Below are 23,110 nucleotides of genomic sequence, written 5' to 3' on the forward strand. Positions count from 1 at the left end.
TGTACAGACGCCGGCGTCTCCGAGCTCGCCGGCATCGACCCTCAGGCCGGCTTCTGCCACTCCATGATGTGGAAATACGGGACCCTGAGGTAGCATGGGCATAAGATGCGCTCCACCACGGGCAAAGAGAAAGCCAGGATCGTCGCCGGTGCGGCTACGGCCATCGTGATGACGGCCATGCTGTTCACAATCGCAATGGGATTTCTGCTGGCGCTGTAGGTCGCATAGGACCGCGGACATACGACCGCGCAAATGCATCCAGCGCATATGGTCCCGCCGGAGCCATCCGATATGATCGTTCAGCCAGTCGCGGATCATTCCTCACTTCGGGCCGGTCTCGGAGGCGGGCTGTTCCGATCGGGCCGGATCGGAACCAAGGCGTGCGGCGTTCGTTTCCGACCCATGCGGATCCGGGAAGAAAACCGAAACATGTTTCTGCTGACGGCGGTGACGCTGTGCTGTGGCGCCGTGGCCGGCACGGTTGCCCTGTTCGAACCGGCGGCAGCACCCGGTCCGGCACAGCAGGTTGCCCAGCGCATGGCGATCGACGCCACCGCCCAGACGCCGGTTCGGGTCGTCGGCGCGCCGTTCGAGCCCAACGTCAATCCGCGGCAGCGATAGCGCTTACGTCGGCGAGGTCTCCGTACCCTTCTCGGGCCGGCCATGGACACGCGCCAATCCCTCAGCGAACGCGATCACCTCCGCCCGCTTGTCGGGCGGCAGCGACAGGAACGCGCGGATGAGCCTCAGGCCCTCCGCTTCGTCCACCCGTTCGTCTTCGGCATCCATCCGATCACTGTCGGCCGATCGGGAAAAATATGCAATGCCTTGCGGACAAATCTTGATTCCATGCAGCCGGTTTGCTGGAATGGGCGCGCCTGAGGTGGATCATGAAGTGGATTAGAGAACGCGACGCGCTGATCGCGCAAACCATGGCCTTCGTCCAATCGGTAACCGGCAAGACGGATCACGTCCTTCAGCCGGGCGCGCCGCCGGATTCACCTAGGGCAAGCGACGAGCTCGTCGCCGTCGAGGCCGTCACCCTCAAGACCCTCACGGTCGAGATCGAGCCGCCGCAGCCCTCTCCGCAGCCTCAAGCCCCGCCAGCGCGAGCCATCGGCGATTTCCGCAGCGAGATGCAGGCCCGGATCGCCAATTTCCGCAAGCATCAGGAGCGATTCGAGCGCGAGCGGGAGGAATATTGCGCGGCCACCCTGACCAAACTGCGTGCCGCGATCGACAACCCCTCTGTCCGTCCGCCGGCCGAAGACTAAGGCAGGCTCCGGCCATGCCAGGGGCTTACAGCCAGGACCAGGCCAGCCATAAATTGGCCGCGCAGGCGCCAAACAGCGCCAGCGTCAGGGGCAGGAGCATGTGCCCACAGGAGGTTTTCAGGTCGCTCGTCATGGCCAAAAACATCCGCTGATTCCGGCCGGCGAGTCCCAGGGATTCTTTTTTCCGGGATTCAGGACTCGTTAAGGACTCAAGGGCGGGGCGATTGATCACGGCCCCGTGATCGGGCCGCAGACCGGAACCCCTTCCCCCGCGAACTCGTTAAACCGCTTTCCTGGAGCGGGAAGACATGCCCTACGCCCTGTTCTGCAACGACGCCCAGATCAGCAAGGCCTATCCGAGCGAATCCGACGTCTGGAAGCTCGCGCAGCGGAGCGGTCTCGTCGTGGACGTGATCGCGGACGGTGAGCGGACAGGACCGCGCCGGGTGCTCGACAATGACTACGAGATTGCACCGTGCCAAGCGGCGCAGGGCGAGGACCCCGCCCAGAACAAGGCTGAGGCCGACCAGCAATCGCGGATGGAGCTCGAGCTGAATTCCTGATTTCCGGCACGAAACCGGAAGGCGCTCAGGGCGTGGCGGCCACGAGCGAGGCCTGCTCCCCCGGCATCGGCACGCAGGCCTTGCGGCGATGCAGCCCGCGGATCGCCCCGGTGACCTTCATCACTTTGCCCGAGGGACAGGAGGCGTCCTTGACGAAGGCCACCTCATAGGGCGCCAGCATCAGCGGCTCGGATTTGAGGATTGTCTGTGCAGAGCACGGCAAGCAGAGGGAGCACGAAAATATCACTGCCGACACCAAAATACGCATGTCCGTCGTCCCACCAGCCCGGTAATTCTCATATAACGCGTTCCGGAGCGCGAGTTCCGTAAATCGCAAAAATTATTTTTACTTTACCTCGGCCCCCATGACGCGCGTGAGAAGGCGCGCCAGCATCGTTTGCAAGCAAATGACGCGCCAGATGGTTCACGCAAAGCAAACACGCGCCGGGTCACAAGCGTCCGGCAAACGAAAGGCCGGCGGGAAGCCGGCCTTTGTCAGATCGTGGAGGTTGGCGTCGGTCAGTAGCGCGAGGCCGCCGGACCGCCCCATCCGAAGCGGTAGTTCACGCCAACCTTGGCGGTATGCTCGTCCTCCCGGCCGCGGACACCGACGATGTCCGCCGGACCCGAGGTGAAGGTCGTGCTGCCAAAATTGTAATACTGGTACTCGGCCTTGGCCGACCAGTTCGGCGCGAACATGTATTCGAGGCCGGCGCCGACGGTGTAGCCGTCCTTGCTGTTGCCGGTGGTGGTGAAGGCCTGAGGCACGCCTGCGATGTTCACGCCAAGGCCGTTATTGCGCCAGGCATAACCACCCTTGGCATAGAGCAGCGTCGGTCCCCAGGTGTAGCCGATGCGGCCAGTCACGGAGCCCAGTTGGTCGGTGTTGGACGTCACCTGCGTGCCCAGCGGGAAGGTGACACCGTTGTTGTTGGTCGGCAGCCAGGAATACTGAGCCTCGATACCCACCACCCAATTGGGTGCGAACTGATAATCGAAGCCACCTTGCACGCCGCCGAGGAAGCGGGCGTCGCTCGACTGGAAGCTGCTGTCGCCGGCGAAAGCGCCGCCGACATGGCCGCCGATGTAGAAACCGGTCCAATTGTAAATCACCTGCGGCGGCGTATAGGCCGGCGCCTTGGTGTAAGGGCGCGGCTGCATGTCGGCGGCTGCGGCCGGTCCGGCCAGCGCCAGCAGAGCGACTGCGCCGAGCAAAATCTTTCTCATAGTCATCCCCGTTCTTTCATAAACGACACTCAGGAAACAACGTGGCCTGAATTGGGTTGCTTCGCGGCGATGCCGGAACGTTGATCGTTCGTTACTGTGACGGGGCGGCAACAACGCGATTTTGTTCCGTCCTGCCGCCTGCCCCGACTATTTTTTTCGTCAGCGCGAGGCCTGCCGTAACCATTTGTCGCAAGGCCAAATCACCCAGTTCAAAGCTCGCCAAAATGTGATCCAGCGGCTCCGGCGCGGTCTGTCGCAGCACGAGGGAATGAAGCCGGGCTTTGCGCTACCGCGTCATCTTTTCCAGTTCCGGAAAGGCTGCGTAAACCGCGCCGGCACAGAGCTCATTGGTGCGATCGACCACCCGATCGGCCCGCCCGTTGACGAAGATCACCGCCCGCTCGCGCATGCCCTTGTAGCTGCCGTCGGTCTCGCGCGGGGTGAAGTGCAGACAGCTCACGTAGAACTGGCGCCCGCCAACCTCGCGCTGCACCGGCTCGGCCATGCTGGCCTCGCGCACGCCGACCGGGTTGTTGAGATAGGTCCGCATCAGGGCGAGCGTGTCGCTGCGGAAATTATCGGGAAACGGCTGCGGCCCTCCGGCTTGGCCCCCACCCCACAGCGACGGCCGGTCAGTGTCGCTGCCGAAACAGGCCGCGAGCGCCAACGGCAACGCCAATATCACCGCACATCTCGCCAGTCGCCCCACAGGCCCCGCTCTCCGCTCGATCAGACTCGAAGACGTTCTTAGCTCCAAGCCTGCGCGAAGGGAATTCGCCTCCAGCGACGCAACAGCGCACCGGCCCGCCGCCAGACGTGGCGAGCGGACCGGGCCTGAATTCCACACGCGGCGGCAGGGCAATGCCAGGGATGCCGCCGCGCGGGATCAGCCTCAGTTGCGCTTCTCGGTCGTTGCCGGCTTGGTCACGTCCGGCTGCGCCTTCTGCGACTGCTTTTCGGAGACCTGCTTGTCCTCATGGCGATGCTTGCCTGCGGCCTTGTGCTCGTCGGGCTTCGCGGCGGCGTTGGCGTTCATCGCATTCGACTTGCTGTCGACCTTGGCATCGGCCTTGACGTCGGAGCCCTTGATGTCAGAGCCCTTGGCGTCGGCCTTTATGCCGGCCTCGGGCTTGACCGCAGTGGTCGCCGCCTTGGTCTGGCTCTGGTCCGCCTTGATCGCCGGTGCGGTCGTGGTGGTCTTGCCAGTCTCAGCCGCGAACGCCGGGGCCGCGATCACGGAGGCTGCGAGCAAGGCTGCGGAAATGGTCTTCAACATGGTGGGTCTCCTCTCTTGGAAGGATCTCGAAGCGGCGCCCTCTTGCCTACCCCTTCGATCGTGGGTGGGAGCCTAGGGGCCGCGCACTGAACCCGTTCTGAAGGCCATTGCAGGCTTCCGTTCATCTCGATGACAAGTTGTCATCCGCCACGGGGCGAATAGATCGTGCGAAGCGGGAATGTTTTGGCCCCATAGGTGTTCCGGTCTTCGGGCAATCGTGTAGGATCGCCACGTTCCATACGGGAGAACATCAATGCGCAGACTCTCAATGCTTCTGGTGCCGGGACTGGTCTCGATGGCGCTGGCGGCTGGGCCGATGCTGACCAGCGCCTATGCCGCCGGCAGCGACGAACCCTCGCCGCCACCGAAGTCGGACAGCTCGACCAAGAAGGGGAAGAAGAAGAGCTCGTCCATCAGCCATCCCAAATTCCTGGCGGCCTATCGCACCGCCTACACCGCGATCTATGACCGCCACGACTACACGGGCGCGATCGACCAGCTGAAATCGCTCAAGCGCGACGACGTCGCCGATGTCGCCAATTTGATTGGCTACTCCTATCGCAAGCTCGGCGACTACCAGTCGTCGAAGGCCTATTACGAGCTGGCGCTGAAGGACGATCCAAACCACGTCCGCACCTGGCAGTATTACGGCCTCTGGCAGCTTGAGCAGGGCAACCGCGAACAGGCGCAATATCACCTGAACAAGATCGCCTCGCTCGCCGGCACCGACAGCTCCGAGTACCGCTCGCTCGCCGCTGCGCTCGACAAGCCGACCGGCGCGACGCTGGTCTACTGACGATCGCCTCGTTGCGTTCGAAGGAACGGGCACAACCTTTGGGTTGTGCCCCTTCCGCTTTCTCGGCTAGCTTCGCGCACCTTCCCCCGCAAATTGGTGCGCAATGGACAAGTGGCTGCGATCCGCGATCGACTACATCGGCTCCTGGATCGAATACCAACAGAGGACGTTGCAGCAGCCGGGCGTCATTGTCGCGTTCGCCCATCGCGGCGAGGTCGTCGCCGAGCATGCGTTCGGCCTCGCCGATCTCGACACGGGCGAGAAGCTCACCCCGCGTCATCGTTTCCGCATCGCCTCGCACTCGAAGAGCTTCACCTCCGCCGGCATCATGAAGCTGCGCGAGCAACGCAAGCTCCGGCTCGACGACCCCATCGGTCAATATGTCGGCGGCCTCAATCCGCGCGTCGCCGAGACGACGATCGCGCAGGTGCTTTCGCACAGCGCGGGATTGACGCGCGACGGCGCCGATTCCGGCCAGTTCATCGACAATCGTCCGTATCTGAACGCGGAGGAGTTGCTCGCGGAATTGAAGCTGCCGACCGCGATCGAGCCCGGCACGCGCTTCAAATATTCCAATCACGGCTTTGCCCTGATCGGCCTCGTGATCGAAGCCGTGACCAAGGAGCCCTACCCGGTCTGGATCAAGCGCGAGATCATCGAGCCGACCGGCTTGCGTGAGACCGAGCCCAATGCACCGCTTGCCAAAGGCACGCCGTTCGCGCGCGGCCATACCCGAAAGCTGCCGTTCGGCGAGCGATGCGTGATCCCCGGCGACAATCCCGCGCAGACCATGGCATCTGCTGCGGGCTTCGTTGCGACCGCCGGAGATACCGCCCGCTTCTTCGCGCAGCTTGCGCCCAATGCGAAGAAGAGCGTGCTCATGGCCGCGAGCCGCCGCGAGATGACGCGCCACCATTGGCGCATCCCGCAGAGCTTCGAGGTCTATTACGGCCTCGGCGTCAATGCCGGCAAGACCGACGGCTGGGACTGGTTCGGCCATAGCGGCGGATTCCAGGGCTATATTTCCCGGACCTGCGCCATACCTTCTTGCGAGCTTGCGATCAGCATCCTCAGCAACTCCATCGACGGCGCGGCACCGTTCTGGATGGACGGCGCGATGCAGATCCTGCGCGTCTTCAACACCCGCGGCGCGCCGGACCGGCGCACGCGCGACTGGACCGGCCGCTGGTGGACGATCTGGGGGGCCAGCGATCTCGTGCCTGCGGGCAACCGCGTGCTCGTCGCCAACCCGCAATTCAACAACCCCTTCATGGATGCCGCCGAGATCGAGGTCACTGGCCGCGACACCGGCAAGCTCGCCTGGGCTGCCGGCTATTCCAGCCACGGCGAGCCCGTCCGCCGCGTGCGCGACAAGCGCGGCAAGGTCGGTAGCATCTGGATCGCAGGTGCCAATGTGAAGCCGGAGCGTGTCGTGTCGCGCGAGATCGCGCACCGGTACCCGCCGCGCAAGCGGCGGCCTATTCCCGAATGAGAGTTTCTACCTCGTTCCGGAGCGCCTGCCGTGAGCCGTCGCGCGAATAGAACATGTGGCCGCCGGGATAGACCACGAATTTCACGCGCTGGGTCGCAAAGGCGGGCAGCTGGTCCAGCACCCGCTTCGATCCGAAATAAGGCGTGGCGAGATCGAACAGGCCGTGCGTGACCAGCACGCTCAGCTTCGCATCGGTGGCGAGAATCTGGCGCAGCTCGGACACCGATTGCGGCGGGTTGATGCCGCGGCCGAAATCCCAATGGCTTTCCACGGAGCCGTTCAGCACTTCATACGAGCCGTCCGGCCGCCAGTTGAGCTTACGCGTGAGCACATCGACCGCCGCGCTCGTCAGCGGCGCCTGGAGCGCATCGCCGGAAGGATCGCCGAAGCGTGAGCTGCTGGAATCCGGATAGGGATCGAAGCCGCGCACGGAACCATCGTAACGTCCCGTCACCTTGCCGTTCTTGCGATCGAATTCGCGGCGGAATTCGCCCACGTCGAAACGGCCGGCGAGCCGGCGGCTCACGGCCTGGTCGATCCCGGTGAGCTCGGCGACCTTGTCGGCGAGGCGATTGGTCGCCTCCTTGTCCGCCTCGCCCTTGACGAGGTCGGCCAGAAATTCACCGCGCGCGTAAGCCTCGACATCGGCGAGATCGGCGCGCTTGACCGGACCCTTGGCCTCGCGCGCCACCCCGACATAGCTCGGCAGCGTCGCGACATATTGGAGGAGGCTCGTGCCGGTGAACTCGCGGAAGTCGAACAGGGGTGAGACCAGGATCAATCCCCTGACGCCCACACCGTGCTGGAGCTGCAACTGGCGTACGACCTTCGGTCCGCGAATGCCGCCATAGCTCTCGCCCGCGACGTATTTGGGCGAGACCAGCCGATCGTGCTTCTCGAGCCAACGCCGGATCACGAGCGCGATCGCATTGGCGTCGCCATCGACCGAATAGAACGATTTGCGCGCGTCCTCGCCGCTGGCGACGAACCGGCTATAGCCGGTGCTGACCGGATCGATGAAGACGAGGTCAGTGAAGTCGAGCCAGGTCTCGGCGTTCGGCTTCACCTCGGGCGAGGCCGATGGAGACAACGAGTCGCCATCGAACGGCAGCCGCCAGGGTCCCGCGGCGCCGAACTGGAGCCAGGCCGAGGACGCGCCCGGCCCGCCGTTGAACAGGAACGTCACCGGGCGCGTGGCGCGGTCGGCCCCATCGAGCGCGTAGGATGTGTAAGCGATGTCGGCGAGCGGTTCGCCCTTGCCGTCGAACACGCGGATCGAGCCCGCAGTGGCGGCGAAATTGAGGGTGCGGCCGGGCAGATCAAGCGTCTGCTTCGTGGTGGAATCCGGCGGCAGACGGTGCAGCTCGGCGGTCGAGGATGAACTTTGCGCTGCGCTGCCGCGTCCGCCTTTCTGTCCGGTCGGCGCCGTCGTCTCGGCGCGCGGCTGCGGATCGTCCGCGTGCGCAAATCCTGAGAACATCAAGGCCGACACCGCCAGCACCAGGGTCGCGCGGCAGAGCATCGGCAGATTGGTGGCCATGATCGTGCTCCCTGCCGGCTGGGAGAGCCGGTGAGGACGGGAAGATAGCGCGGAATTGCGACGGTTTGGGGGATCGAGCCCGATCAGGCTCGAAACGCCCTGGATTTCTCCCGGGATCCGGCGGTCGCCATTTGCCTTGAACGGTGGTCGTCCTCGACAATGGCAGCCCACCTCGTATAGACGAGCGCGGCGGAACTTACTCGAGCCAGCGGCACCTGCCTGGGAAGCCATGACCAAGTCCTCGCGATACGACAAGATTGCCTTCGTCGCCAGCCCGAGCAGCGAGGCCCAGGCCGCTTTCGGCCAGCTCACCGGGCAATATGGCAATTGCGATCCTGACGAGGCCGACGTCGTGGTCGCGCTCGGCGGCGACGGGCTGATGCTCCAGACGCTGCACCACCACATGCGTACCGGAAAGCCGATCTACGGCATGCACCGCGGCACGGTCGGCTTCCTGATGAACGAGTACTCGACGCACGATCTGCGCCAACGGCTCGAGACCGCGCATGAATCCGAGATCAATCCGCTCCTGATGCGCGCGACCGACGTCAATGACCGCGTTCACCTGCACCACGCCATCAACGAGGTCTACCTGTTCCGCCAGACATCCCAGGCGGCCCGCTTGCGGATCCTGATCGACGAGCGCGAGCGCATGCCCGAGCTGATCGCCGACGGCATCATCGTGGCGACGCCGGCCGGCTCGACTGCCTACAACCTCTCCGCCCAAGGTCCGATCCTGCCGATCAACGCCGCCCTGTTGGCCCTGACACCGATCAGCGCCTTCCGGCCGCGGCGCTGGCGCGGCGCCCTGCTGCCCAATACCGCCTATGTCGTGATCGAGGTGCTGGAAGACGACAAGCGCCCGGTGGCGGCGGTCGCCGACCACGAGGAAGTGCGCAGGGTCCGGCGGGTCGAGGTGCTCTCGGACAAGAGCATTTCGATGCGGATGTTGTTCGACCCCGGCCACAGCCTGGAAGAGCGGATCCTGCGCGAGCAGTTCGGCTACTGAGCCGCCGACCAACCCCTCCCAAAGCCCGATCGCAACCCTTCGTTAACCCCCGGCACGATATGGTTAACGAAGGTTGACCGCTTTGGCCCGGGCGTCATGTTTCGTATCGACTTCAACAAGCTGCGCTTTCTCGTCTGCGACGACAATCCGCACATGCGCCGCATCCTGCGGACGCTGCTGCATTCGTTCGGCGCACGCGAGGTTTACGAGGCCGAGGACGGTGCCACCGCGCTGGAAATGTACAGCCATTACGTGCCCGACATCGTCATCACCGACTGGGCGATGCCGATCTTCGACGGGCTCGAGCTCGCACAGATGATCCGGCAGCCGGAATCGAAGGGCAATCCCTACGCACCGATCATCATGCTGACCGGCCATTCCGAGAAGCGCCGCGTGACGGTGGCGCGCGATGCCGGCGTCACCGAATTCCTGGCCAAGCCGATCTCGGCCAAGGGGCTCTATCAGCGCATCCTCAACGTGGTCGCCAATCCCCGCCCCTTCATCAAGACCAAGACGTATTTCGGCCCGGACCGGCGCCGCAACACCAACTCCGCCTATATGGGCCCGGAGCGCCGCGTCGGCGAAAAGCACGAGGTGCTGCAGCAGCCCTCGCTGCTCGACAAGGCCCGCTCCTCCATCTAGCGCAACGTCTTCAGACGAGGCAGGCATCATGGCGAAGAACAGCGCAAAGGACATCGAGGTCAAGGCCTTCGCCACGCATCACGTCATCACGCAGCCCAATCCGCTGCGCAAGGTCCTGCGCCGGGTCGAGGGAAAGGACATGGACGATCCGGTCGCCCGCGCCGAGCAGGCGCTGGCGGGCCTGTCCGGCGAGTTCAAGGACTGGATGACGATCGAGGTCCAGAGACTATCGGCTGCCTGGGCTGCCGTGCAGCAGGACGGCTTCGGCAAGACGCTGCGCGACGAGCTGTTTCACGCCGCGCACGACATCAAGGGCGATGCGGCGACGTTCGGCTTCCCGTCGGCAGCGGGAATCGCCGAGAGCCTTTGCCGCGTCATCGAGCATGCGCCTGACCTTTCGAAAGTGCCGGCCGAGCTGTTCACGCACCACATCAACGCGATCCTCGCCATCGTGCACGAGAACACCAGGCTCGACAGTATCAGCGTCTCCGCCGAGCTCAGCCGGCGCCTGCGCAAGGTCGCCGACGAATATCTCGCCCACGTCAACCGCGACCGCCCCGAGCACCTCGAGGTGATCCTGGCGCCGAGCATCGCCCCGGCGGAATAGCAAGGCTCTCTCCTCTCGTCATTGCGATTCCCGCTCTATCGCCACGGACCGAATTCGTAGGGTGGGCAAAGCGGAAGCGTGCCCACCAATCAACATGAACTGCACGGAAGATCGTGGGCACGGCGCTTCGCGCCTTTGCCCACCCTACGGCGTCTCGTCACGCCGCGATCAGATCGTCATAAACCGGATCGATCGCATCATCGGCAACCAGCTCGTCGCAGAACAGCCGCGCCTCTTCGCGCGCGGATTCGGTGGCGAAGCGACGGAGCAGGACCATCAGCGGCTCGGTGGCGCCGCGATCGGTCTCGCAATGGGTCAGCACGCGCTCGACCATGCGCCGGCGCAGCCGCGCCGCGCCATCGTCGCTGTCGACGAAGCCCTGCTCGTGGCAGGCATCCAGCGCAACCTGGAATGCCGCGAACGTCGCCTCGGGCAACCCGGCGCGGCGAAGCAACGCGTGCAGGCTATTGCCGCCGCGGTCATGCAGCAGCGCCGAGACGCGCGCCAGCGGCACATCGGCGAGCTCGGCCAGCGCCGCATCGAACAGGTCGAGATTGCTCGACAGCAACGCGCGCAGAATGAGACCAGCGGTCAGCTGGCCGGTGACGCGCAGATGATGCACCAGCCCCTGCATGTCCTCGCCGCGCGAGCGCGCCGCGATGTTCATGGTTGAGCGGTCGCGCGCCTCGACCGTGATACGCTCGGCGCGGTCGGCGCTCAGCCAGTTGCGGGCGACGACGAACTGGGCCAGCGTCTCCGACAGCTTGGCCACCAGCGCCGCGCGCGTCGCGGCCGGCAGCTCGTCCAGCATCAGCATCGCCTCGCGGATCGCGGCGAGATGGCCGTGACGCTCGACGATGCGATTCCAGGAGAACGGGGCGAGCTCGGCGTGGGGGTTTTCGATGAGCTCCAGCGCCGCAGCCGCACAGCCGACCTCGGCGATGGCGGCGCAGACCGACACGGGCAGCGCGATGCGACGAGCGACCGCGCATTGCACCTCGTCATTGCCGGTCGCGACGATGTCGACGAGATCGGCGTCGATCAGGAGCGGAGAATGTTCGAGCACGGGGAGCGCGACGGTCGGCTGGTCCGCCGACAGCGCCCGTACGATCGCCGGCGGCGCATCCATGCTACGCGCAAACGCCTCGGCCATCGCCTGCCGCACTAGGGGCGAGGGATCGTCGAGCAGCATCAGAAGCGCGCCTTCGGCGGCAAGGCGATCGTCGTGAGAAAGGTCTGAGATCAGCCAGGCCCGGGCCAATGCCCGCGTCGCCTCGGCCCGCTCACCGGCGGATGCCGTCCTGATCCAATTGATGAACTGCCGAACAATCATGCTGCTTCCGGCTTACACAACGAACGGAAAAATGGTGACGGCTCGTCACCTGCAACACAAAATAAACCACGACGCTTAACAAAGCGTTCACCATAACAGGCTGGTTTCATTGACGTTTTGTTAAGGGAACAAAGCCCGCCACGTGTGTACGCGTTGCAGCGCGTCCGGGCCACGAGAGCGGTGTTCCGCTGAGAATATCAGCTCGAGAATGTGCCGCTGCGATCGCTGAAGAGATCGAGCGGTTGCGGCGGGCGGACATCCGGCGTCGCGGAGGCGACTGATGTCAGTGAGGCGTTGTTGCCCCATAATTTCTGCACGGTGGTCGAGACCGGCTGGGTGGCGTCGCCGGGCTGGTAGATCGAGCGAAATACCGGTGCGCTCGGCGCATTGTCGGCGAGGCTCGTCGGCGCCGTCGCGCTGACGGGCGTTGCCGCGCGCGTATTCGGGAAGGTCTGGAGATAGGCGGCGTTGTCGATCACCGGCGCGGTCGGCTGCACGCCACTGGCGCTCGCGACCTGCGTGGTCGAGGGCGTATCGCCATACATCGCCATCGCGCTGCGCGTCGATTTCGCGTTTGCTGCGCTGGCGTAACGCGCATCCAGTACCGAATAGACTTCCGAGACGCTGCGGGCGCTACCGTCCCTGGCGTAGAAGATCGAACGGTTGGCGGCGGCCGCGTTGGGAAACAGCCGCGCACCGACGGCCTGCGGATTGTCCTCGGCATTGGCGATCAGTTTCGCGGCGCCGCCAACGCCCATGAAATGGGCCATGTAGAGCTCGCTGTCGCTCGGCCTGCGCCCGAGCAGGCCGGTGAGCTTGAAGCTGTTGGACTGCGTCAGCGCCGCGGCCATGCTCGATGCCGCCTCGGGATCATCGCGCAACTTCATGATCGAGCGCTTCTTCACGGGATCATCGACGGTGTAGGTGCCCGACGAGGTCCTGGTGATGGCGTCGGCGTAGTTGCCGTAGCCGAGTTGGGGACCTGCCTCCTTCACTGTGCCGAGCCAGGTCTGGTCGATGAACTGATAGAGTCCCTGCGCGGACGAGGTGGTGGCGGAGGCCGTCGGATTGAAGTCCGATTCCATCTTGGCCGTGGTCAGCATGTACTGGAAGCTGACGCCGGAAACGTTCGAGGCCTGCTTGATGGCACCGGCGACGCGCGCGCGCGTCGGATCGAGGCCCGCCGTCCGCGTCGCACTGAAATTGTCGACCGACATGATGAGGTGCCCGCCCCGCGCGGCATTGAGCGGCGCCGGCAATTCGGCACCCTGTCGTCTACCGTGGGACAGGTATGGTTAATGCGGGGTTAATACGGGGGGTCGGCCCCTCCCCCGAGTCGTTCGGGGCGCACCGTAGGTGCGAGCCCGGAATCCATTCCACCGCGCCTGATGCTGCACGATTGATTCTCAGGTGCGCAATTGCACACTGTGGCTCGCGCTGCGCGCGCCCCGGAATGACCGAGAGCTATTTCTTGTAGACGTCGCTGGGATCGAACAGCCGCTCGGCATCGGCGAAGACCAGCTTCGCTCCCCCGCCCGCTTCCTCGACCTTGCGGTAGAAGCACGACCGCCGCCCGGTGTGGCAGGCCGCGCCGATCTGCTCGACGCGGATCCAGACCGCGTCCTGGTCGCAATCGGTGCGCATCTCGACCACGCGCTGGGTCTGACCTGACGTCTCACCTTTTCGCCACAACGCATTGCGCGAACGGCTGAAGTACCAGGCCTCGCCCGTGGCAATCGTCTTGCGCAGCGCCTCCTCGTTCATGTGGGCGACCATGAGCACGTCGCCGCTCGCGACGTCGGTCGCGACGCAGGTCACGAGGCCGCTGGCGTCGAAGCGCGGCTGGAAGGACAACCCTTCCTCGATCTCATGGGAGTGAGCGGACACAGGCGACCTCGCGGGCCTAACTGCGCGAGGTCAGCGCTGGAGGCCTCGCACCAGGGACAGGAAACGGGCCTGCTCTGCCGGATTGTCGCGGAACATGCCGGTGAAACGGCTGGTGAAGGTGGAGGCACCATGCTTGGCGACGCCGCGCACCGACATGCAGGTATGCTCGGCCTCGATCAGCACCGCGACGCCGCGCGGCTTGAGGATCTCGTCGATGGCAGCCGCGATCTGCGCCGTCAGATGCTCCTGGGTCTGAAGCCGGCGGGCGAAGATGTCGGTCAGCCGCGCGAGCTTGGACAGGCCGACGACGCGCTCCACCGGCGTATAGGCGATATGTGCCTTGCCGTAGAACGGCATCATGTGATGCTCGCATTGCGAGGTGAACTCGATGTCGCGCACCAGGACGAAATCATCATAGCCGGCGGTCTCGCCGAAAGTGCGGTCCAGGACCTCGGCCGGGCATTGGTGATAGCCCTGATAAAGCTCGTCGAAGGCCTCGACCACGCGGCGCGGCGTATCGAGCAAGCCCTCGCGCTCGGTGTTCTCGCCGATATAGGCGAGCAGCGTCTTCACCGCCGCTTCCGCCTCGGCACGGGCCGGGCGCGGCTGGTCGGCGCGGACGGCGGCCGCGAGGAATTCGGCGGGATCGAGCTCGGCCGGGCGGCTCTCGGGCTGCCGGTCGGAGGGCTTGTTGGGGCGGATGGATTTGATCGCAGCGTCCATATCGACTCCGTTCGACGGCCTCAAAGGCCGGAGTGTCACCGGCAGACGGGGCGGCAAGCCGCCGGACGCCTGAACAGAACAAGGATCGGCGGAAGGTCCTGAGTCACAACGTCGACAGCGCAGCATCCGGATCACTGCCGCCGCATCGCTGGACTATTTTTCCGCCAGTTCCGTTCCTATATAGGACCGTGAACGGCGCCCGCCAAGGCCGATCCGGCCCGGAAGCGGGCGTGGACGTGTTGGACTCCATCACATGCTGAACGACATCTACAACAAGCGGATCATCGAACTGGCCGGGAATATTCCGCGCCTCGGACGGCTGTCGACCCCCGACGCCTCCGCCACGGCCCACTCCAAGCTGTGCGGCTCGACCGTGAAGGTCGACCTCAAGATGAACGGGGACACCGTCACCGACTTCGCCCATGACGTGAAGGCCTGCGCACTCGGACAGGCCTCCTCATCCATCATGGCAAGTCACGTGGTCGGCTCGACTGCGAGCGAACTCCGTGAGTTACGCGAAACCGTTCGCAAGATGCTGAAGGAGAACGGCGCCCCTCCTGAAGGCAAATGGGAAGAGATCAAGTTCCTCGAGCCGGTTCGCGACTACAAGGCGCGGCATGCCTCGACGCTGCTCACCTTCGACGCCGTGGTCGATGCCATCGGTCAGATCGAAGCCAAGGCGAAGCAGCCGGCGGCAGCGCAGGGCTGAACACCCACGTCATTCCGGGGTGTTGCAAAGCGACGAACCCGGAATCCGGAGATCGCAGGGGGAGGTTCCGGGTTCGCGCTGCGCGCCCCCGGAACGACGATCGAGATTTTAGAACTTACTTCTGCGGCGCTGGTGTAGCCGGGGCCGCCACCCCGCCCGTGGGCACCAAGGCTTCCGCGGTCTTGGTCGATTTCGCAGGCTGCGCCTGCTCCGGTTCCGTGCCGAACCTCGCCTGCGTCTTCGGTGCAAGCTCCGCCACTGCCGGCGCTGAGATGTCCACGTGCGGCAGGACGTCGGCCACGAGATCCGTCGTCACGACGTTGGTGAGCTTGAGCTCGCCGGCGTCGAGCCGGTGCAGATCCTCCCACGGCGGCACGCTGAGCGCGAGCGACAAGAGATCACCGGTGCCGCCCATGTCGAAGGTGTATTTGGCGAGCCGGCCGATATCGCGTTCCACGATCATCAGGTCCTGCGCGCTGTAGCTCGCAGCCTTCGCATCGTCGGCGCGATCGCCCATCCAGATCTGATGCACCCGGACGTGAGCGGCTTCCGGCACGTAGCGCTTCTTGCCGGCCAGCAGCAGGAACACGCACATGGATTCGCAATAGGCTTGGGGCGCGACCGCCGGACGGGCGCCTTGCCCGCCGCGGTTCTGGAGGCTGATGCCGACCGTCGTCAGGAGGCCGAGATTGCGGAAGCGCCGACCGAGGGTGATCGCATCATTGACCGAACCGCCGCTGGAATCGAGCACCACGGTGGCACCGCCGAGCTGGCGTCCGCGGGAAAACTCCTCGAAGTCCTTCGGCGTATCGGCGGTGATGATGCCGACCGCGCTGACCCAGCCACGGCAGTTCGGCTCACAGGCAACCCAATTGAACTTCATCGGCAGCTTGCGCTCTTCGAGAGCGCTACCCGCCCGGGCCGACGACCCGAATGTCGCGACGGCACCAGCCAGCGCGACTCCACAAACGGCGGTTCCCACCAGCAACCAGCCGCGAAGGTTGAGCGACGTCAGAAGTTTCAAACTGATCCCTTCCCCAAGCCCATTTGGCGCAATTATCCCCGCTTCGCGCTCGATGAGTCCATCATACAGTCGTATGTTTTCACGAGTGTCATAAAAATGGTATCCGGGGGAATACAGCTCGTCTACACGGACTTGCTGCAGTGCTCCCAAAAAGCACGGAAAATATGGCGCGAAAACAACAGCTTGCTGTTCCCTGCATCGGAACCGAGCAATGCATCGCCCATGATCGCAGCAAAGCGCACATGAAGCATTCAGTCTGCGAGCACTGTTCCACTCCCGTCGCGGGCGCACTTCGGCTCCCGCGCAGATTCGGTCGTGCGCTGATCTGGCTCTATCGGCACACGCTGTCCCCCCTCGTCGGCTACAACTGCCGGCACCTGCCGACCTGCTCGGTCTATGGCGACGAAGCGATCGAACGGTTCGGACTCTGGGGCGGGGGATGGATGACGCTGGCGCGTCTGCTGCGGTGCAATCCCTTCGGCACATCCGGCATCGACAACGTGCCGCTGACACCCCCGCAGGGCGCGCGCTGGTATCTGCCCTGGCGCTACGGCCGCTGGCGCGGGGTCAACTCATCCTGAGCCTGCTGCAGTGCTTTGCGCATCGCTGCCTCTCCTGGAACAGGAAATTTGCTCTCGCGTTGATGTGCTGCTCCCATAGGGAGGAAACAACAATGCGCTGGAAAATCAGCCCTCATTTTCCCTTCGGCCTTGGGCCCAACCGCGGTCGGGCGGGCCATCACGACCCCAGAACCATCGATCTGCTCGCGATCATCGCCCTGCTGATCCTCATACTCGGCTCCGGCTGGTACCTGTCGACGAGCCTTGCGACAGCCCCGAGCACGACGTCATTCATCGTGCCGAGCCAGAGCGTGCACTGGTAGCTACCGAAACCAGAAGGAGCGTCCGGACTGCGGCGGGATCGACTCTGGTGGGCGCAGCCGCTTCGGACGCGGCGGCTTGGGCGGCGGCTCGGCGGACGAGGTGGCTTCCGCCGCCGGCGCAGCCTCGCTGCCCGGCACCTTCACCGACAGCAGCAGGTTCGACTCGTGCGTGCGCCAGCGATAGCCGACGCCGAAATCGACCGGCTGGGCGCGCCTGAACAGCTCGGCGTAGCGCTCCTGGTGGCGGCCGGGGAATTCATCGATCGGACCGAGGTAGCGACCGAATGGGAAGAGTCGCCATTGCCGCGCATTGTAGTTCGCGAGCGGAATGCCGGAATCGTCCTGGATGATGGTGGCGCTGTTGGCGAGCAGCCAGTCGCGCGCGACGGTGAAATTGCCGGAATGCAGGAGATAGGACGCGCTCTTGATCAGGCTGTTGCCGGGGCCAAGCGTCTCGCAGAATTTCAGGAAACCGGTCGCGCGTGCCCCGGAATTGGAAAGGTCGGTCGAGAAATAATACAGCGTGCGCGCTTCCCCTTCGCTGCCGGCGAAGGTGATGCGGACGCCGCGCGTCGCGTTCCGTCCCGGATTGTCGCCGCCGACATGCATCCCGCCCTTGTCGTCGAGCGCGACCATCTCGACGTTGCGGATGGTCTTGCCGGAACGGGCGAGGAAGACATAGAGAATCGGCAACGTGCCGTTGACCTGGTTGGCGCTCAAGTCGACCTTCATCTGCTTGGTGATGAAGAACGAGAATCTCAGGATCGAGCCGAGCGAGCGCTCGACATTGTAGAGCGCGGCGCCGATCGAACCGCGTGGCAGCCGCGTCAGGTCGGGCACGGCCCCCACCGGCTCGAGCGCGCCGAGCACATAGGTGCTGGCCTTGGGATAGAAGGTGTTGGCGTAGAGGAAATCCGGACCGCTGAACAAGTAGAACATGGTCGGCCGGGGCGCGGCCAGATTGACGTCGGCCCAACTGCGGATCTTCGAGAGTTGCCGCTGCTCGAGCTGGGCGAACGCGCCGTCGAAGAATTTTTCGTGCCGCTGCCAGGCGGGGTCCCTGGTGAGCGGCAGCAGCGGCGAGTCCGCCGAAGGCTGCATGCCCGCAAGGAAGCGCGCGGTGTCGTCGAAGGTGACCTCCGCCGCATGCGTGGACGAGACGACCGCTGCCAGCAGGGCAAGAGCGACGGTCGCAATTCTGAAGGCTCGGACCATCTCTATTCGCGATGTGGTGAAGCGGCAACGGCGACCGGCCGCCTGCGGAAAACAGCATAAATCAACAGGCCCGAGAGCATGACGAGCATCCCCGACAGCGACTGCAACGGTCGCTCGGTCAAGAGGTAATACATCATGAACGCGGTCACGAGCAGGAAAACGAGTGGCGTGAACGGGTATCCCCAGGCGCGATAGGGCCTGGGCAGATCGGGATCCGTGATGCGAAGCTTGATGACCCCGGCGACGGTGAAGAACGAGCAGAACAGCAGCGCGAACTGGATGAAGTCGAGGACCGCCTCGAAGCTGCGCGTGAACAGCAGCAGGTTGGCGATGGCGAGCTGAAACAGGATGGCATAGGCCGGCGCGCCACTCATCGATCGCTTCGAGAATACGCGGAGCGCCGGAATGTCCTCCCCCATCGTCATCATCACGCGCGGGCCGATCCACATCATCGCGCTGATCGAGGAGATCAGGCCGACACAGATCATGGCGCCGACGATCCGGCCGCCCAGATCGCCGAAGATGGCGCTGCCGGCGACGCTGGCGACGTCGAGCTGGCCGGCGAGCGCGCTAACCGGTGTCGAATAAAGGAACACCGCGTTCAGCGCGACGTAGAGAACGAGCACGATCAGCGTGCCCAGGAGCAACGCGCGCGGCAGGCTGCGCTGCGGCGTCTTCATCTCGCCGATGATGTAGGTCGCGGCATTCCATCCCGAGAACGAATACATCACGAACACGAGCCCGATCGCGAAGGGCGCGCTGACGATGTGGACGAGATCGCCCGGCTGCGGCGTAAAGGCGATCTGCTGCGGCACGCCGATGACGAAGCCGGCCACCAGGAAGGCGACGATCAGCACCACCTTCAGGATCGTCGAAATCAGCTGGAACGTCGCGGAGTGCCTGACGCCGGTCAGCTGCACGAGCGAGACCAGCCACACCACCCCAATGGCGAGCGGGATCGCTGGCAGATCGGGCGCGACCGATTTGGCGTATTCGCCGAACGCCATCGCCGCGAGCGCGACCGGCGCCGCAAACCCCACCGTCGCCGACACCCAGCCGGCGAGGAAGCCGAAAGCGGGATGATAAGCGCGGCCGAGGAAATTGTATTCGCCGCTCGAGCGCGGAAACATCGCGCCCAATTCGCTGTAGGAGAACACCCCGCACAGGGCGACAATGCCGCCGACCGTCCAGAGCAGCAGGATCGAGAAGCCTGACGGGATGTCCTTGACCTGAAAACCGAGGCTGGTGAAGACGCCGACCCCGATCATGTCGGCAACGACGATGGCGGTTGCGACGGGAACGGAGACCCCCGACCCGCTTCCGGTCAGCCGGCCAGTCCAGGGCGCGGTACCCGCATCTGATGCCGTCATCGGGGTCCTCAAACCTCAGGCCTCACCCCTCGTGGGAGCCATCGTGCAGATTGGTCCAGTCAATTCAGCAGGGTTAACAAGGGTTAAATGAGGCAAGTCAGCCGGGGTATCTTGGCACCTTTATGGGCAAGAAGCCTGCACCGCCGCCGGACAATCACGCCTCCTTCCCCACAATCACGACACGATTGCATGGTCCCCTAAGCGTTCCGGATGTGGGGAAGTTTCTCCGGACGCTTAACGTCGCCTAAACGCCAGTCGGCTCAATTGTCTAGAAATGCCGATGGACGTGACTTGATGTGACTTCGGGGTCATGGGTGGATGGTCGGGGCCGTTCCGAAATCGAGAGCTGACACGCGTACCGGCCGGACCACGTCCGGCGCGCGTGGTCGTTTGCTCCGGGCCAACCTGATCCCAGCCTTGGTGCCGCTGTCTCTGACGCTGGCTCAATGCGGCAAGGCGCCCGATCCGGCGGCGCTCGCGGCGAACTCGCAGGCCAATGTCCAGGCGGTCGCCAAAACGAACACGCGGGTGGCAAGCGCCGACACGTTCGAGGATCGCTTCCCTGCCCCGCAGTTTAGGGAGCGTTTTCCCTCGGCGAGCGAGAGCTTTCTGCAGCGGCAGATGTCGGACTTCTCGCCCAAGCGTGCCGTGCAGCCGCAGCCGGAGCAGGCGCCCTACAAGGTGGCTTCGCTCGAACCGCAGCTCCCCTACAAGCGTCCACCGCGCGAGGACCTGACGACGCTCGTCAGCATGAAATCGTCGGCCTTCCCCTATTTCGGCAACACCCCCGCCTCGGACGCGCCCTTCCTCAACATCTCCAAGGGCGACCGCCGCGGTCACCGCAGCTATTCGGGGCGCGTTTACTGGCAGGACGAAACCTACAATGACAGCCGCGTGCTGGTGCACATCCCCGAGCATTTCGACGTGCGCAAGCCCGGCGTGATCGTGGTGTTCTTCCACGGCAATGGCGCGACGCTGGAGCGTGACGTGCGCGACCGGCAGATGGTGCCGAAACAGATCACCGATTCCGGTGCCAATGCGATCCTACTGGCGCCGCAGATGGCGGTCGACGCCGCCGATTCCAGCGCAGGAAAATTCTGGCAGGCGGGCGGTTTCAAGCGCTTCATGGAGGAGTCGGCCACCCATCTGGCCCGGCTCACCGGCGATCCCAACAGCGCGCGCGCCTTCGCCACCATGCCGATCGTGATCGTCGGCTATAGCGGTGGCTTTCTGCCGACCGCCTGGAGCCTAGAGGTCGGCGGCATCAGCGACCGAGTCCGCGGCGTCGTGTTGCTCGACGCGGTCTACGGCGAGATGGACAAGTTCGCCTCCTGGATCGAAAGCCATCGCTCCGGCTTCTTCGTCAGCGCCTACACGCGCTACACGGCGCGGCGCGACCGCGAGCTGATGAGCCTGCTGCGGCAGAAGGGCATCAGCGTCTCCGAGGACATGGACGGGCCGTTGCGCCCCGGCAGCGTCGTGTTCGTGGAGACCGGCGAAGGCATCACCCATCGCGACTACGTCACGCGGGCCTGGACGCGGGATCCGCTGAAGGACGTGCTGGTGAAGATGTCGGCGACGCCTTCGCTCGCGCTGACGCGCGTCGCCTCCACCAATCCATCCGCATCGAGCCGCTAAGCGCGATGAGTCTTGGATGAATCGTCGTCGCGCTGTGGCCTGTCGTTTGAGCATGATCTCTTCGGAAAACCGCTACGCAGCTTTCCGCGTCATGCTTTCGGCCGCGATCGCTCGGCCGTATCGGCCGAGCACGAGCCTGCTCGACCTCAGGTCTTTGGCAGCTTCGGAATGCTCTCGGCAAAGCCGTTGAAGCAGGCCAGTCGCTCGTCCTCTTCCTTGAAGAAACGGCAATCGGCGTAGCCCTTGGCCTTCGCCGGCTTCGGCTTCGGGGCCGGCGGAATCACGGCGTCGTAGCAGTTGAGACGGTCCTTGGTGCCGTCATCGATCTCGAGGCAGGCCTGGAGCCGCACCGCGATCGACTGCGGCTTGCCCTTCGGGGCGGCGGCAGCCTCTTTGGTCCCTTTCGGCTTGACCTGCACCAGCGGCTTGTCCCCCACCATCGGTGGCTTATCGGCTTGCGCGAACGCGGAGGCTGAATAGAGCACCGCGGCAACCGCCAGAATCATCCTCATTTCAGTCCACTCTCTTTGGTCCCCATCACCGGCCTTCTAGCGCCCTCACGCGCGGTTTGCCAAGCACCTTGCGCACGGGAAAGCGCGGGATTCAGGCCAGCGCGGCAGCAGCCGGCCGGGGCCGGGTCAGGACCACCAGAATCAGCGCCGTCACGACGAAACCGACCGCGACGAAGCCGAGCATGTGCAGGAGCTCGCGGGCGAACAGCAGCCCGCCGATGGCCGAGCCGACCGCCTGACCGATATAGAGGACGGACGTGTTGAGGGCGACGGTCGCCGACGCCAGCGACGGCGCGGCCGCGACCAACCGCACCTGCTGCATCGAATTGGTCGAGGCAAAGCCGAGGCCCCAGACCGCGACCGCGCCCGCCATCAACACCAACGTGCCGGCGCCGAGCGCCCAGCCCGTGATGCCCGCAAGCAGCAGAGAGGTGAACAGCAGCGAGGTGCGGTAAGGGCCCGAGGTGTCGACGATGCGGGTCGCGACGGCGACGCCGAGGAAGCCGCAGACGCCGTAGAGCGCGAACACCATGCCGATGGCATCGGGACCGGCGCCGGTCAGCTTGTTGAGCAGCGGACCCATATAGGTGAACACCACGAACTGTCCGGACATTTGCAGCATGGTGATCGCAAGCAGGAGCAGGATCGTCTTGCTGCGGCCGACCGCGGCCCAGGTCTTGATGTCGACCGGCGTGCCCTTCAGGTCCACCGGAAGACGCAGCATCAAGAGCAGGAAGCTGATGCAGCCGAGTGCGCCGATCCCGCCATAGGCGGCGCGCCAGCCATAGCGGCTGGCGATGAAAGTGATCAGCGGCAGGCCGACGGCCGCAGCGAGCGACCAGCCGAGGAAGATGTAGGCGATGGTGCTGCCGCGCCGCTCCACCGGCACGATCAGCGCCGCCGTGCCCGCAGCCTGCGGCGTATAGAGCGCACCGATCGCGAGCATCACCAGACGGATCGCGAGCAGGCTCGCATAGTCGGGGACAAAGGCCGAGGCGAGATTGCCGACGGCAAGCACCGCCAGCGTGGTCGTGAGCAGCGTCCGCCGTTCGATGCGGCTGGTCAGCCAGGCCGTCAGCGGCGAGCCGATGCACAACGTGATCGCACCGAAGGTGATCAGCAGCCCGGCCGCATGGATGCTGACGTCGAGCCCGCTCGCCAATTCCGGCAGCATGCCCGCCGGCGCCAGCACCGAGCAGCCGGTGACGATGTTGCCGAGCATCAGGGCGGTTGGCGCGAACCGAGGAGCGCGGGGCTTTTCCATGCAAATGCATGTAGAGCGGGCACTCAGCCAATGAAAGGCCCCTCGCGAAATAGTTGGCGCGCGCGGCGGCATTGCGCGCGGATTTTCTTGGAAATGCCCGATTGCGCAGGCCGAATCGCCTGATAT

Annotated in this window: 27 protein-coding genes; 12 read left to right on the top strand and 15 right to left on the bottom strand. The window is 64.8% G+C overall.

Features of this window, described 5'->3' with window-relative positions:
• Positions 1-429 precede the first annotated feature (429 nt).
• Positions 430-621 (top strand): hypothetical protein, encoded by a 192-nt coding sequence (locus BCCGELA001_RS23305; protein ID WP_236840739.1) that lies wholly within the window; start codon positions 430-432, stop codon positions 619-621.
• Positions 622-624: 3 nt separating this feature from the next.
• Here BCCGELA001_RS23305 and BCCGELA001_RS38460 read toward each other — a convergent pair whose 3' ends face one another.
• The gene (locus tag BCCGELA001_RS38460) at positions 625-789 is read right to left on the bottom strand and encodes a hypothetical protein (RefSeq protein ID WP_008549730.1); all 165 of its coding nucleotides are present in this window, start codon (positions 787-789) and stop codon (positions 625-627) included.
• A 101-nt stretch (positions 790-890) separates the two neighbouring features.
• Here BCCGELA001_RS38460 and BCCGELA001_RS23310 point away from each other — a divergent pair, with 101 nt between their 5' ends.
• Together BCCGELA001_RS23310 and BCCGELA001_RS23315 are read left to right on the top strand one after the other, a co-directional pair.
• Entirely contained in the window at positions 891-1,274 is a 384-nt protein-coding gene (locus BCCGELA001_RS23310; protein ID WP_060737791.1) for a hypothetical protein, read from the top strand.
• 308 nt (positions 1,275-1,582) lie between these two features.
• Positions 1,583-1,837 (top strand): hypothetical protein, encoded by a 255-nt coding sequence (locus BCCGELA001_RS23315; RefSeq protein WP_008549735.1) that lies wholly within the window; start codon positions 1,583-1,585, stop codon positions 1,835-1,837.
• A gap of 25 nt (positions 1,838-1,862) precedes the next feature.
• Here the strand turns inward: BCCGELA001_RS23315 and BCCGELA001_RS39385 are convergent, their stop codons facing one another.
• From BCCGELA001_RS39385 to BCCGELA001_RS23335, 4 genes are all read right to left on the bottom strand, one after another.
• Positions 1,863-2,105, bottom strand: a complete 243-nt coding sequence (locus BCCGELA001_RS39385; protein ID WP_060736411.1) for a DUF6719 family protein — start codon at positions 2,103-2,105, stop codon at positions 1,863-1,865.
• A 251-nt stretch (positions 2,106-2,356) separates the two neighbouring features.
• The gene (locus BCCGELA001_RS23325; RefSeq protein ID WP_008549748.1) at positions 2,357-3,064 is read right to left on the bottom strand and encodes an outer membrane protein; all 708 of its coding nucleotides are present in this window, start codon (positions 3,062-3,064) and stop codon (positions 2,357-2,359) included.
• Between the two features lie 286 nt (positions 3,065-3,350).
• Positions 3,351-3,746 carry a hypothetical protein gene (locus BCCGELA001_RS23330; RefSeq protein ID WP_060737792.1) on the bottom strand — a complete coding sequence of 132 codons (396 nt, stop codon included), beginning with the start codon at positions 3,744-3,746 and terminating at the stop codon, positions 3,351-3,353.
• Between the two features lie 210 nt (positions 3,747-3,956).
• Positions 3,957-4,340, bottom strand: coding sequence for a His-rich protein BRANT (locus tag BCCGELA001_RS23335; protein WP_008549751.1), 384 nt, complete (start codon positions 4,338-4,340; stop codon positions 3,957-3,959).
• A 253-nt stretch (positions 4,341-4,593) separates the two neighbouring features.
• Here BCCGELA001_RS23335 and BCCGELA001_RS23340 point away from each other — a divergent pair, with 253 nt between their 5' ends.
• Together BCCGELA001_RS23340 and BCCGELA001_RS23345 are read left to right on the top strand one after the other, a co-directional pair.
• Positions 4,594-5,136, top strand: a complete 543-nt coding sequence (locus BCCGELA001_RS23340) for a tetratricopeptide repeat protein (RefSeq protein WP_060736412.1) — start codon at positions 4,594-4,596, stop codon at positions 5,134-5,136.
• A 103-nt stretch (positions 5,137-5,239) separates the two neighbouring features.
• Positions 5,240-6,628 carry a serine hydrolase domain-containing protein gene (locus tag BCCGELA001_RS23345; protein WP_008549755.1) on the top strand — a complete coding sequence of 463 codons (1,389 nt, stop codon included), beginning with the start codon at positions 5,240-5,242 and terminating at the stop codon, positions 6,626-6,628.
• Here BCCGELA001_RS23345 and BCCGELA001_RS23350 read toward each other — a convergent pair.
• Complete coding sequence (locus BCCGELA001_RS23350; protein ID WP_008549757.1) at positions 6,615-8,168, bottom strand: S10 family peptidase; 1,554 nt, start codon at positions 8,166-8,168, stop codon at positions 6,615-6,617. The genes BCCGELA001_RS23345 and BCCGELA001_RS23350 overlap by 14 nt on opposite strands.
• A 229-nt stretch (positions 8,169-8,397) precedes the next feature.
• On the opposite strand from BCCGELA001_RS23350, the gene BCCGELA001_RS23355 reads away from it, so the two are divergent.
• The 3 genes from BCCGELA001_RS23355 to BCCGELA001_RS23365 all read left to right on the top strand — a co-directional run bounded on the left by BCCGELA001_RS23355 (position 8,398) and on the right by BCCGELA001_RS23365 (position 10,426).
• Entirely contained in the window at positions 8,398-9,177 is a 780-nt protein-coding gene (locus BCCGELA001_RS23355) for an NAD kinase (RefSeq protein WP_008549758.1), read from the top strand.
• A 96-nt stretch (positions 9,178-9,273) separates the two neighbouring features.
• The gene (locus BCCGELA001_RS23360) at positions 9,274-9,819 is read left to right on the top strand and encodes a response regulator (RefSeq protein ID WP_008549760.1); all 546 of its coding nucleotides are present in this window, start codon (positions 9,274-9,276) and stop codon (positions 9,817-9,819) included.
• Positions 9,820-9,847: 28 nt separating this feature from the next.
• Positions 9,848-10,426: an Hpt domain-containing protein gene (locus BCCGELA001_RS23365; RefSeq protein WP_008549763.1), complete on the top strand. Its 579-nt coding sequence runs from the start codon at positions 9,848-9,850 to the stop codon at positions 10,424-10,426.
• A gap of 157 nt (positions 10,427-10,583) precedes the next feature.
• Here BCCGELA001_RS23365 and BCCGELA001_RS23370 read toward each other — a convergent pair whose 3' ends face one another.
• The 4 genes from BCCGELA001_RS23370 to folE all read right to left on the bottom strand — a co-directional run bounded on the left by BCCGELA001_RS23370 (position 10,584) and on the right by folE (position 14,369).
• Positions 10,584-11,759 (bottom strand): DUF2336 domain-containing protein, encoded by a 1,176-nt coding sequence (locus BCCGELA001_RS23370; RefSeq protein WP_060736413.1) that lies wholly within the window; start codon positions 11,757-11,759, stop codon positions 10,584-10,586.
• A 197-nt stretch (positions 11,760-11,956) separates the two neighbouring features.
• Positions 11,957-13,018 carry a transglycosylase SLT domain-containing protein gene (locus BCCGELA001_RS23375; protein ID WP_060736414.1) on the bottom strand — a complete coding sequence of 354 codons (1,062 nt, stop codon included), beginning with the start codon at positions 13,016-13,018 and terminating at the stop codon, positions 11,957-11,959.
• Positions 13,019-13,223: 205 nt separating this feature from the next.
• Entirely contained in the window at positions 13,224-13,646 is a 423-nt protein-coding gene (gene hisI, locus BCCGELA001_RS23380; protein ID WP_060736415.1) for a phosphoribosyl-AMP cyclohydrolase, read from the bottom strand.
• A 30-nt stretch (positions 13,647-13,676) separates the two neighbouring features.
• Positions 13,677-14,369: a GTP cyclohydrolase I FolE gene (gene folE / locus BCCGELA001_RS23385; protein ID WP_008549777.1), complete on the bottom strand. Its 693-nt coding sequence runs from the start codon at positions 14,367-14,369 to the stop codon at positions 13,677-13,679.
• Between the two features lie 253 nt (positions 14,370-14,622).
• Between folE and BCCGELA001_RS23390 the strand changes: the two genes are divergently transcribed.
• The gene (locus BCCGELA001_RS23390) at positions 14,623-15,078 is read left to right on the top strand and encodes an iron-sulfur cluster assembly scaffold protein (RefSeq protein ID WP_008549779.1); all 456 of its coding nucleotides are present in this window, start codon (positions 14,623-14,625) and stop codon (positions 15,076-15,078) included.
• A 115-nt stretch (positions 15,079-15,193) separates the two neighbouring features.
• Here BCCGELA001_RS23390 and BCCGELA001_RS23395 read toward each other — a convergent pair whose 3' ends face one another.
• The gene (locus BCCGELA001_RS23395) at positions 15,194-16,102 is read right to left on the bottom strand and encodes a hypothetical protein (RefSeq protein ID WP_008549781.1); all 909 of its coding nucleotides are present in this window, start codon (positions 16,100-16,102) and stop codon (positions 15,194-15,196) included.
• Positions 16,103-16,344: 242 nt separating this feature from the next.
• Between BCCGELA001_RS23395 and yidD the strand changes: the two genes are divergently transcribed.
• Together yidD and BCCGELA001_RS23405 are read left to right on the top strand one after the other, a co-directional pair.
• Positions 16,345-16,683, top strand: a complete 339-nt coding sequence (yidD, locus tag BCCGELA001_RS23400) for a membrane protein insertion efficiency factor YidD (protein ID WP_060736416.1) — start codon at positions 16,345-16,347, stop codon at positions 16,681-16,683.
• A 92-nt stretch (positions 16,684-16,775) separates the two neighbouring features.
• Positions 16,776-16,985, top strand: coding sequence for a hypothetical protein (locus tag BCCGELA001_RS23405; protein WP_008549783.1), 210 nt, complete (start codon positions 16,776-16,778; stop codon positions 16,983-16,985).
• Here the strand turns inward: BCCGELA001_RS23405 and BCCGELA001_RS23410 are convergent, their stop codons facing one another.
• Both BCCGELA001_RS23410 and BCCGELA001_RS23415 read right to left on the bottom strand, forming a co-directional pair.
• The gene (locus tag BCCGELA001_RS23410) at positions 16,986-18,200 is read right to left on the bottom strand and encodes a hypothetical protein (RefSeq protein WP_008549785.1); all 1,215 of its coding nucleotides are present in this window, start codon (positions 18,198-18,200) and stop codon (positions 16,986-16,988) included.
• Positions 18,201-18,202: 2 nt separating this feature from the next.
• On the bottom strand, positions 18,203-19,570 hold the full coding sequence (locus BCCGELA001_RS23415) for an APC family permease (RefSeq protein WP_060736417.1): 1,368 nt from the start codon (positions 19,568-19,570) through the stop codon (positions 18,203-18,205).
• Positions 19,571-19,888: 318 nt separating this feature from the next.
• Between BCCGELA001_RS23415 and BCCGELA001_RS23420 the strand changes: the two genes are divergently transcribed.
• A complete protein-coding gene (locus BCCGELA001_RS23420) occupies positions 19,889-21,208 on the top strand; it encodes an alpha/beta hydrolase (protein WP_060736418.1) in 1,320 nt (439 codons plus the stop codon).
• Positions 21,209-21,354: 146 nt separating this feature from the next.
• Here the strand turns inward: BCCGELA001_RS23420 and BCCGELA001_RS23425 are convergent, their stop codons facing one another.
• Both BCCGELA001_RS23425 and BCCGELA001_RS23430 read right to left on the bottom strand, forming a co-directional pair.
• Positions 21,355-21,720 (bottom strand): hypothetical protein, encoded by a 366-nt coding sequence (locus BCCGELA001_RS23425; protein ID WP_060736419.1) that lies wholly within the window; start codon positions 21,718-21,720, stop codon positions 21,355-21,357.
• Positions 21,721-21,811: 91 nt separating this feature from the next.
• The gene (locus BCCGELA001_RS23430; RefSeq protein ID WP_060736420.1) at positions 21,812-22,984 is read right to left on the bottom strand and encodes an MFS transporter; all 1,173 of its coding nucleotides are present in this window, start codon (positions 22,982-22,984) and stop codon (positions 21,812-21,814) included.
• Between the last annotated feature and the right edge of the window lie 126 nt (positions 22,985-23,110).

Source organism: Bradyrhizobium sp. CCGE-LA001 (assembly GCF_000296215.2).
Lineage (GTDB): Bacteria > Pseudomonadota > Alphaproteobacteria > Rhizobiales > Xanthobacteraceae > Bradyrhizobium.

What these genes read in the sequence shown, in the direction of transcription:
- BCCGELA001_RS23410 (WP_008549785.1), bottom strand. Translation starts at nt 18,200, where the DNA reads ATGGTCCGAGCCTTCAGAATTGCGACCGTCGCTCTTGCCCTGCTGGCA.
- BCCGELA001_RS23350 (WP_008549757.1), bottom strand. Translation starts at nt 8,168, where the DNA reads ATGGCCACCAATCTGCCGATGCTCTGCCGCGCGACCCTGGTGCTGGCG.
- BCCGELA001_RS23345 (WP_008549755.1), top strand. Translation starts at nt 5,240, where the DNA reads ATGGACAAGTGGCTGCGATCCGCGATCGACTACATCGGCTCCTGGATC.
- BCCGELA001_RS23420 (WP_060736418.1), top strand. Translation starts at nt 19,889, where the DNA reads ATGGTCGGGGCCGTTCCGAAATCGAGAGCTGACACGCGTACCGGCCGG.
- BCCGELA001_RS38460 (WP_008549730.1), bottom strand. Translation starts at nt 789, where the DNA reads ATGGATGCCGAAGACGAACGGGTGGACGAAGCGGAGGGCCTGAGGCTC.
- folE (WP_008549777.1), bottom strand. Translation starts at nt 14,369, where the DNA reads ATGGACGCTGCGATCAAATCCATCCGCCCCAACAAGCCCTCCGACCGG.
- BCCGELA001_RS23310 (WP_060737791.1), top strand. Translation starts at nt 891, where the DNA reads ATGAAGTGGATTAGAGAACGCGACGCGCTGATCGCGCAAACCATGGCC.
- BCCGELA001_RS23305 (WP_236840739.1), top strand. Translation starts at nt 430, where the DNA reads ATGTTTCTGCTGACGGCGGTGACGCTGTGCTGTGGCGCCGTGGCCGGC.
- BCCGELA001_RS23415 (WP_060736417.1), bottom strand. Translation starts at nt 19,570, where the DNA reads ATGACGGCATCAGATGCGGGTACCGCGCCCTGGACTGGCCGGCTGACC.
- BCCGELA001_RS39385 (WP_060736411.1), bottom strand. Translation starts at nt 2,105, where the DNA reads ATGCGTATTTTGGTGTCGGCAGTGATATTTTCGTGCTCCCTCTGCTTG.
- BCCGELA001_RS23355 (WP_008549758.1), top strand. Translation starts at nt 8,398, where the DNA reads ATGACCAAGTCCTCGCGATACGACAAGATTGCCTTCGTCGCCAGCCCG.
- BCCGELA001_RS23315 (WP_008549735.1), top strand. Translation starts at nt 1,583, where the DNA reads ATGCCCTACGCCCTGTTCTGCAACGACGCCCAGATCAGCAAGGCCTAT.
- BCCGELA001_RS23360 (WP_008549760.1), top strand. Translation starts at nt 9,274, where the DNA reads ATGTTTCGTATCGACTTCAACAAGCTGCGCTTTCTCGTCTGCGACGAC.
- BCCGELA001_RS23405 (WP_008549783.1), top strand. Translation starts at nt 16,776, where the DNA reads ATGCGCTGGAAAATCAGCCCTCATTTTCCCTTCGGCCTTGGGCCCAAC.
- BCCGELA001_RS23390 (WP_008549779.1), top strand. Translation starts at nt 14,623, where the DNA reads ATGCTGAACGACATCTACAACAAGCGGATCATCGAACTGGCCGGGAAT.
- BCCGELA001_RS23335 (WP_008549751.1), bottom strand. Translation starts at nt 4,340, where the DNA reads ATGTTGAAGACCATTTCCGCAGCCTTGCTCGCAGCCTCCGTGATCGCG.
- BCCGELA001_RS23365 (WP_008549763.1), top strand. Translation starts at nt 9,848, where the DNA reads ATGGCGAAGAACAGCGCAAAGGACATCGAGGTCAAGGCCTTCGCCACG.
- yidD (WP_060736416.1), top strand. Translation starts at nt 16,345, where the DNA reads ATGAAGCATTCAGTCTGCGAGCACTGTTCCACTCCCGTCGCGGGCGCA.
- BCCGELA001_RS23325 (WP_008549748.1), bottom strand. Translation starts at nt 3,064, where the DNA reads ATGAGAAAGATTTTGCTCGGCGCAGTCGCTCTGCTGGCGCTGGCCGGA.
- BCCGELA001_RS23430 (WP_060736420.1), bottom strand. Translation starts at nt 22,984, where the DNA reads ATGGAAAAGCCCCGCGCTCCTCGGTTCGCGCCAACCGCCCTGATGCTC.
- BCCGELA001_RS23370 (WP_060736413.1), bottom strand. Translation starts at nt 11,759, where the DNA reads ATGATTGTTCGGCAGTTCATCAATTGGATCAGGACGGCATCCGCCGGT.
- BCCGELA001_RS23425 (WP_060736419.1), bottom strand. Translation starts at nt 21,720, where the DNA reads ATGAGGATGATTCTGGCGGTTGCCGCGGTGCTCTATTCAGCCTCCGCG.
- BCCGELA001_RS23340 (WP_060736412.1), top strand. Translation starts at nt 4,594, where the DNA reads ATGCGCAGACTCTCAATGCTTCTGGTGCCGGGACTGGTCTCGATGGCG.